The sequence below is a fragment of the Streptomyces sp. NPDC056161 genome (assembly GCF_042268025.1).
GTDB lineage: Bacteria > Actinomycetota > Actinomycetes > Streptomycetales > Streptomycetaceae > Streptomyces.
This window is the reverse complement of sequence record NZ_JBHJUV010000002.1, coordinates 403,304-410,140: the sequence shown is the minus strand read 5'-3', so window position 1 is coordinate 410,140 and position 6,837 is coordinate 403,304. Positions and strand designations below refer to the sequence as shown.

The 6,837-nt window shown below is 69.7% G+C and carries 8 protein-coding genes; 3 read left to right on the top strand and 5 right to left on the bottom strand.

The window, feature by feature from the left end; genetic code table 11:
- Window positions 1-962: 962 nt before the first annotated feature.
- Window positions 963-1,445 carry a hypothetical protein gene (locus ACFC09_RS03705; RefSeq protein WP_376523606.1) on the top strand — a complete coding sequence of 161 codons (483 nt, stop codon included), beginning with the start codon at window positions 963-965 and terminating at the stop codon, window positions 1,443-1,445.
- 140 nt (window positions 1,446-1,585) lie between these two features.
- Here the strand turns inward: ACFC09_RS03705 and ACFC09_RS03700 are convergent, their stop codons facing one another.
- Window positions 1,586-1,924, bottom strand: coding sequence for an ArsR family transcriptional regulator (locus tag ACFC09_RS03700; RefSeq protein WP_376523604.1), 339 nt, complete (start codon window positions 1,922-1,924; stop codon window positions 1,586-1,588).
- Window positions 1,925-2,100: 176 nt separating this feature from the next.
- Between ACFC09_RS03700 and ACFC09_RS03695 the strand changes: the two genes are divergently transcribed.
- Window positions 2,101-2,820, top strand: coding sequence for an STAS domain-containing protein (locus ACFC09_RS03695; RefSeq protein WP_376523602.1), 720 nt, complete (start codon window positions 2,101-2,103; stop codon window positions 2,818-2,820).
- Between the two features lie 136 nt (window positions 2,821-2,956).
- On the opposite strand, the gene ACFC09_RS03690 is transcribed toward ACFC09_RS03695, so the two are convergent.
- Complete coding sequence (locus tag ACFC09_RS03690) at window positions 2,957-3,100, bottom strand: hypothetical protein (protein ID WP_376523601.1); 144 nt, start codon at window positions 3,098-3,100, stop codon at window positions 2,957-2,959.
- Between the two features lie 209 nt (window positions 3,101-3,309).
- On the opposite strand from ACFC09_RS03690, the gene ACFC09_RS03685 reads away from it, so the two are divergent.
- Window positions 3,310-3,801, top strand: coding sequence for a GNAT family N-acetyltransferase (locus ACFC09_RS03685; protein WP_376523599.1), 492 nt, complete (start codon window positions 3,310-3,312; stop codon window positions 3,799-3,801).
- 88 nt (window positions 3,802-3,889) lie between these two features.
- Here ACFC09_RS03685 and ACFC09_RS03680 read toward each other — a convergent pair whose 3' ends face one another.
- The 3 genes from ACFC09_RS03680 to ACFC09_RS03670 are packed head-to-tail and all read right to left on the bottom strand — an operon-like array spanning window position 3,890 to window position 6,722.
- Complete coding sequence (locus ACFC09_RS03680; RefSeq protein ID WP_376523597.1) at window positions 3,890-5,308, bottom strand: sensor histidine kinase; 1,419 nt, start codon at window positions 5,306-5,308, stop codon at window positions 3,890-3,892.
- Window positions 5,289-5,966, bottom strand: coding sequence for a response regulator transcription factor (locus ACFC09_RS03675; RefSeq protein ID WP_376523594.1), 678 nt, complete (start codon window positions 5,964-5,966; stop codon window positions 5,289-5,291). Before ACFC09_RS03675 ends, ACFC09_RS03680 begins: the two co-directional genes overlap by 20 nt.
- A 3-nt stretch (window positions 5,967-5,969) precedes the next feature.
- Entirely contained in the window at window positions 5,970-6,722 is a 753-nt protein-coding gene (locus ACFC09_RS03670; RefSeq protein WP_376523591.1) for a hypothetical protein, read from the bottom strand.
- Window positions 6,723-6,837 lie beyond the last annotated feature (115 nt).

Genomic DNA, 6,837 nt, shown 5'->3' with positions numbered 1-6,837 from the left:
CCACCCCGGCCCCGGGTCGCCCCCCGGCCGGAGGCCGACCGGCGCCATGCAGAGACGGATGATGGATCGGCTCGGGATCGGTGGCGGATGCCGACCGGAAGGCCCATAGCCGGGCGAGGGCCGCCGGTGCACAGGTGGGGCGCCTCAACGTCCGCCGCCGCCGTGACGACAACGCGGGCCGAGAAATTGACACCTGAGAGCGCAGCCAGCGGGATGGCCTGCGCGGCAACGGGCACTCGGCAGGGCAAAAGCAAGCCACCAGTGCGAGGAAGAGAGGCCAGGTCATGGTTGAGCACAGATCGTCCTCGATGCTTACCGCGCCCCTGCGGACGGCAGCCTCAGCGGTACGAAGCGTGCCCGGCGCCGGGACAGTGTCCAGGGCAGGCCAGGACATACTGGACAAGATCGGAGTGGTGTCGCCCCGCGGGCGAAGACTGGCGGTCTACACCGGGGCCGGGGTGCTCGCGGTGGCCGGAGTGGTCGAATGGCCCGTCGCCGTCACAGGCGCAGCCGTGGCCTGGCTCACCCAGCCCCGACCACAGTCTCATGCAGAAACCAATGGACCAGGTTTGCCTTCGTCGGCAAGTGGTGGGTCATCCGCGGGCGCACTCGAAGCCGCCGGAAAGCAGCCGCCCACTGAAGCGGGGCGTTCCGAGTCGCCGGAGCGGGACGGCACATACGGTCCCGGGCGCGCCACCGCCCTCAGACCTGTCAACACGGTGGTACCGCCTGGTCGTACCACCCTCTGAGCATCGTCCGCCGAGGAGGACCGGGAGAAGTCCTCCCCGTGCTCCACCCCTCCTGGAGATGGCCGCAACGGATACTCGGAGCCCGTTGCGGTTCACCAGCCCGTTTCGGCGCCCTTACGACGTCTGAATCCGGGCCGGCGGCCTCGGCCCCGCCCTGTGAGGGCGGCGGCAGTGAACGCAGGCCCTCCACGATCACCGGACCGGAGAAGGATCATGGAATACAAAGCACTGAGCATCTACCTCAATGATCACCTCGCCGGTGCCACCTTCGGGGAGGATCTGGCGTGGCGCATGGCACGGGAGCACAAGTCCTCGGCCACGGGAGGTGACTTCAGGCACTTGGCCGAGGACGTCTCCCAGGACCGGCTGAGCCTGCTTGCGCTGATGCAGTCGCTGCACGTGCCGCCGAGACGACACAAGGTGTACGGCGGGTGGGCCGCGGAGAAGATCTCCCGGCTGAAGCCAAACGGCCGTTTCTGGCGGCGCTCCGGACTAAGTAACTTGATCGAGCTGGAGACCTTGCGCATGGGCATACAGGGAAAGCAACAGTTGTGGCAGGCCCTGCTCCCGGTGGCCGGAGGGCTGAACGAAGCGCGGCTGCACCGGCTCCTTGACCGGGCGACGGCGCAGATGAAGACAGTGGACGCGTTGCACGGCACCGCGGCGCAGGAGGTGTTGGCCGGCCGCGGTGGCTGATGTCACCGGACGCTCTACAGCGCCACCCGCCCGCCGTTTCGCACGTGGCGCGCGGACAGCGGCGGGCGGCCCGCCTGCCCTTGCGGCTCAGGACACCAGCCAACTGCGCAGCAGGCCCCGAACGACCGGCATCACCCCCATTACCTCCGCCGCGCATCCTGGAGGACACGATTGCGGTCCGCTTCGTCCCGGACGAGCAACGACAGCAGTGCGGCGACGGTCAAGCCCGCTTCGGCCGGATGTCGAAGGACCTTGCTCGAATCGACCAGGTAGACGTTTCCGCGCCCCTTCCGGCTGTGCGAGAGATAGCCGTCCTCCTCCAGATCGGAGATGATTTTTTGCACAGCGCGTTCCGTGAGTCGGCAATGCAGGGCGATGTCGCGGATGCGCACGTTGCGTTTGTCGGCGATAACAGCCAGCACTCGGGCGTGATTGGTCACGAACGTCCAACCGTAGTGCGACTCAGACGCTCCATCCATAACGCAACCTTATGTTCGTGAATTCATGTTTCCAAAAGAGCGAACTTCGTTTCGTGTAACTCTTGACGTACGGCCTGTGGACAAGGTCAGCTTGAAGTGACAACTGACGGGTTCCACGCAGAGGGGCAATCATGCCGGAACCTGTGCACGAGAAGCGGTCCACAGTTCGGGTCGACATGACCCGCGCAGACCTGCATCGCACGCCACCGCACGACCCGGTCATCGAGCCCCGCGCGGAGGGCGAACGCATGCTCGTCACGGTGAGCGGCGACCTCACCCTTAACTCCTGCCGATACCTCCAGCACGCGCTGACCGGCGCGCTGAACAGTTCGGCCACCCGCGTCGAACTCGACCTCTCCGAGGTGGACCGCTGCGACTGCTCCACGCTGAATATCCTGCTCAATGCCCGCCACGATGCGCAGTCACGGGACAAGTCGATCACAATCGTCGCCGTCGGCCCCGCCATCGAACGGGTTCTGGCTCTCACCGACACCCGCGCTCTCTTCTGCCGCCGGCCGACTGCCGAAATAGACGTCTCGGTTCCGTCGACAAGCCGCCCGCGGCCGAAGACCGTCGACGAAGACCTGCGCGTCGAGGTGGTACAGCTGCGGCGTGCCCTGCAGACCCGGCCCGCCATCGACCTGGCCCGCGGCATCCTCATGGCCTCTTTCGCCCTGAGCGCCGACGAAGCCTGGCAAGTGCTGCTCGACGCCTCCCAGAACACGAACACGAAGCTGCATCGTGTGGCCGGCGAGGTGGTGACCACGGTGGGCGGTGCCACCCTGGCTGGGCCCCTGCAACGGCACCTGATGACGGCGGTCGCAAGGGTGTGCACCGAGTCGCATGCCATGCCGCGGGGACACCGGTCTCCCGTCCGACGCGCTAAGCATCGGTGACGCGTCGTCCGCTCGCCGCACAGCTGACCGGCCGCCACGCTGAGACAGCCGTTCCGACCGGAGCACGGCGTCGGCGCGGGCCGCCGGCCTCACGCCACAGGCCCAGCCGTCGCCAGCAGGTCTGCCCGGAAAAGGATCACAGCGCCAGCGGCAGCAGTTGCCAGCTGACGTCGTTGTAGAGCACGTACAGGATGCCCTGCATGCACAGCCGGTCAACCACCGGCTTCGGGCCGGGGCCTTCCGGGGCCAGAGCGGCAACAACGGCTCGATCAGCGCCCACAGTTCATCCTCCACGATCCACGTCCGGTTCCCCACGCCTCACGAACGGCGAAATCGTCGTACTGGTCACGCCCGGGGTCTTTGAGAAGTCTCCAGGTGGGCGGTTCGCCTGCAGAGTCTGGTATGTGACGTCTTGTCACCATCTGTCGGCAGGTCCCCAGGGCACAGAACAGGCATGGCCGCTGGTAATCATGTGGGTGCCGAGTCCGTATGAGCACCGAGCGAGTCCATGCCTGCGCGCCCACATCCCCGCGACGCCGTCCGCCCCTCGGCCTGGAGGGCCTGCCAGCCCGCCACCGCCCGGCTACCCAGGTGGCCCTTGAGGGTGCCGGTTTCACCGGCCGTGACCTGTGGCGTTACATGCGCGCGGACCTCCCGATCGCCGGCCTGCCGCACGTCGCGCACTACACCGTCACCGACTGCGAGGACCCGCCGGGCAAGCGCCTGGAAGTCTGTGAAGGCGGGGAACTCCTGGCGGAGGCCACCATCGGCCGACCTCTCGTCGGCATCGGGGTGCTGTGGTGGATCGGCGTCGCCCAGGCCGCCCGAGGGCGGGGCCTGGGCTTGGCGCTGCTCGGCAGCGCCCTGGACCTGCTTACTGACATCGGCGTCTTAAGGTCTGGATCTTTGTCGGGACCGGTGACGCGGCCCGTCCGGGCTGGTACGCCGGAGGCATGCGGTATCCGGACGGTGGCGGGCTGACCGCCGAACCCTCCGCCACCACCGAATGTGAGACAGGGTCGTTAAGTTGACACACCCGCGTACTGCCCGCCGGGGCGGGTGCCGGTGATCACAGGTCGGGGTTTGGCTGCGCGGGGGCTGGCCGGTGGCCGGGGTCGGTCCCAATGGGCAGCCGGAGGGTAAAGGCGGCGCCGGGGCCGTTGGCGGCTTCCCCGGAGTGGGCGGGGGCGACGCTGAGGGTGCCGTCGTGGGCTGTGGCGATGCCTTGGGCGATGGACAGTCCGAGTCCGGTTCCGGTTGATTGGCCCGGTTGGCGGGCGCGGGCGGTCTGGAGGCGGACGAAGCGGTCGAAGATCCGGGTCCGGTCTTCGGGCGGGATGCCCGGGCCGTCGTCGGCGACGATGAGGACGGCCGTGCCGGGGTCTTCGGCCTTGACGGTGACCGTGACGTGCAGGCGGGCGTGGCGGTCCGCGTTGTCCAGGAGGTTGCGGATCAGCCGGGTGAGCTGGTCCGGGTCGCCGAGCAGCGGGACCGGGTCGGGGGCGTGAAGGTCGACGGGGAGGCGGGCGGGCGCGGCGTCGATCGCCGCCGCGGCGAGGGCGGCGAGGTCGACGGGTTCCAAGCGGGTGAGGAGGGTGTCGTCGGCGCGGGCCAGCAGCAGCAGTTGGTCGACCAGGCGTTGCAGCCGTGTGGTCTCGGAGACAGCGCGCTGGGCGAGTTCGGGCCAGGGCGCGCGGTCGGGGTGGGCGAGGCCGACCTCCAAGGACGTGCGAACGGCGGCGAGCGGGGTGCGCAACTCGTGGGAGGCGTCGGCGACGAACCGGCGCTGGCGTCCTGCGGAGGCATCCAGCCGGGCCAGCATGGTGTTGAGGGTGCGGGCGAGGCGCCCGATCTCGTCGTCGCTGGCCGGTTCGGGGATCCGGCGGTGGAGATCGCTCGCGGTGATCTCGGCGGCCTCCGCGCGGATGCGTTCGACCGGGCGCAGGGTACGTCCGATCAGCAGCCAGGACACGCCCACCGCGCCGGCCAGGCCCAGCGGGAGGACGTAGAGCAGGTGGCCCTGGATGTCGCTGGTCAGCAGGGAGAGCAGTTCGGTGGAGCCGCCGACGTAGATCACGACGGGTGCGTGTCCGGCGACGTGGCGCTGGGCGATGACGCGCTCGTCGGCCTGCCCGGCGGCCGCGGTGCGATGCGGGGTGGTGCTGCCGGTGGGCAACGTGTAGCGGGCGGATTGGCCGGCGACGTTCGCGGTGGAGGCGACGACGGTGCCGGAGTCATTGACCACCTGGGCCCAGGCTCCGAGTCCGCCGGGGGCGGGGGGAAGCGGTCGGGGCCAGGTTCCGTCGGTGCTGGAGCGGGAGACGCTGTCGGCGTAGGCGTTGAGGGTGGTGGTGACGTTGCTGCGGACGGCGTGGACCACGCTGAAGACCAGCACCGCGGTGGCCAAAGCCACGGTGACGGTGATGACGAGGGTGGCCAGCGCGGTCAGGCGCAGGCGCAGGGAGCGGCTAGGGGCGGTGCGGGTCAATGCGGTACCCCGATCCTCGGACCGTCTCGATGATGCCGTGGGTGAAAGGCTGGTCGACCTTCCGGCGCAGGTGGTGGATACGGACCTCGACGACGGCGGGGTCGGTCTCCGCGGCCGCGTCCCAGCAGTGTTCCAGCAGTTCGGTCTTGGGCACCGCGCGCCCGTCCGCGCGCAGCAGGTACTCCAGGACGGAGAGTTCGCCCGGCGTGAGGGCGATGGCTCGACCGGCCCGCCGGACGGTGCGGGTGGCCGGGTCCAGGGTTAGATCGCCGGCCGTGAGCAGCGCGGGGCGCGGGGTGGCGGCGCGCCGCAGCAGAGAGCGCATGTGGGCCAACAGGACCGGGTAGGCGAAGGGCTTGGTGAGGTAGTCGTCCGCGCCCAGATCCAGGCCTTCTGCCTGGTCGAGGTCGGCGTCCATGGCAGTGAGCATGAGGATGGGCGTCCAGTTCCCGGCTTCCCGCAGGCGGGAGCAGATCTGATAGCCGTCGAGGCCGGGGAGCATGACGTCGAGGATGATCAGGTCGAAACCGTGCTCGGTGGCCTGCCACAGGCCCTCGGTGCCGTCGGCGGCGAGTACGACGGCATAGCCCTCGGCACGCAGCCCCCAGGTCAAGGAGGCGCCGAGCGTGTCGTCGTCTTCGATCACGAGGATGCGCATGGTTCAAGCCTGCGCGGTAGCCGTGCAGCCCGCGTCCCCGGGGCCGCCCGGCAAGGCGACCAGCTTGCTGGTTGCGGGGATGGTGAGCTGGAGGGCGACGCCGGTGTGGTCGGGGCGGGCTGAGGTCAGTCGGGCTCCGGCAGGCAGTCCCGCCAGGGCGACGGTGTGGGGCGTCAGGCCCGAGGCAAGGCCGGCGCCGCCGGGTGTGTCGGCCACGGCGCTGACGGGCAGGGCCCGGCCGAGGAAGGAGACGGTGGTCGGGGTGAGGGTGATGCTGTGGGCGGTGGTGGTGATGCGCGCGGTCACGGTCAGCGGCAGGCCGGAACTCCCCGCGGTTGTGGTGAGCGTCAGGTCGGTGCCGTCCGTGCCCATGGTCATGAGGGCGGCTGCGGCGTCCAGATGCCGGGACAGCGCGGTGTAGGGGACGGTGGCGGAGGCGCTGCCGCCGGTGGTGGAGCCATGGGTGGTGACGCCGTGCAACGTGGCGACGATGTTGCTGAGCCGGAGGCCGGCGTGCTGGATGCCGTCGGCGGTGACGCGGACGGTGCCGAAGGTGCCGGTGAGCGTGTCCAGGCCGGCCAGGGCGTCGGTGAGCCGTACGGTGACCGCTCCGCTGGGGTGGAGCTTGTGGCGGACGGCGTGAGCGATGCGCTGTTGCGCGGTGCCGGTGACCAGGATGTCGGAGATACCGGCGGTGATTGCGCCAGCCGCTGCGAGAGCGGTGGCGATGATCACTGGAGTACGACGCAGTTTCATGGCCGGGGCTTTCGGTCCGGAGCGGCAGGCCACAAGGCACGGCCCCCGGGCACTGGTGCCGCGTCGCGCCAGTGCCCGGTGTGCCACTCGCTGCATGAGGTCGGTGAGCTGCGGG

What these genes read in the sequence shown, in the direction of transcription:
- ACFC09_RS03705 (WP_376523606.1), top strand. Translation starts at nt 963, where the DNA reads ATGGAATACAAAGCACTGAGCATCTACCTCAATGATCACCTCGCCGGT.
- ACFC09_RS03700 (WP_376523604.1), bottom strand. Translation starts at nt 1,924, where the DNA reads ATGGATGGAGCGTCTGAGTCGCACTACGGTTGGACGTTCGTGACCAAT.
- ACFC09_RS03695 (WP_376523602.1), top strand. Translation starts at nt 2,101, where the DNA reads ATGACCCGCGCAGACCTGCATCGCACGCCACCGCACGACCCGGTCATC.
- ACFC09_RS03685 (WP_376523599.1), top strand. Translation starts at nt 3,310, where the DNA reads ATGAGCACCGAGCGAGTCCATGCCTGCGCGCCCACATCCCCGCGACGC.
- ACFC09_RS03675 (WP_376523594.1), bottom strand. Translation starts at nt 5,966, where the DNA reads ATGCGCATCCTCGTGATCGAAGACGACGACACGCTCGGCGCCTCCTTG.
- ACFC09_RS03670 (WP_376523591.1), bottom strand. Translation starts at nt 6,722, where the DNA reads ATGAAACTGCGTCGTACTCCAGTGATCATCGCCACCGCTCTCGCAGCG.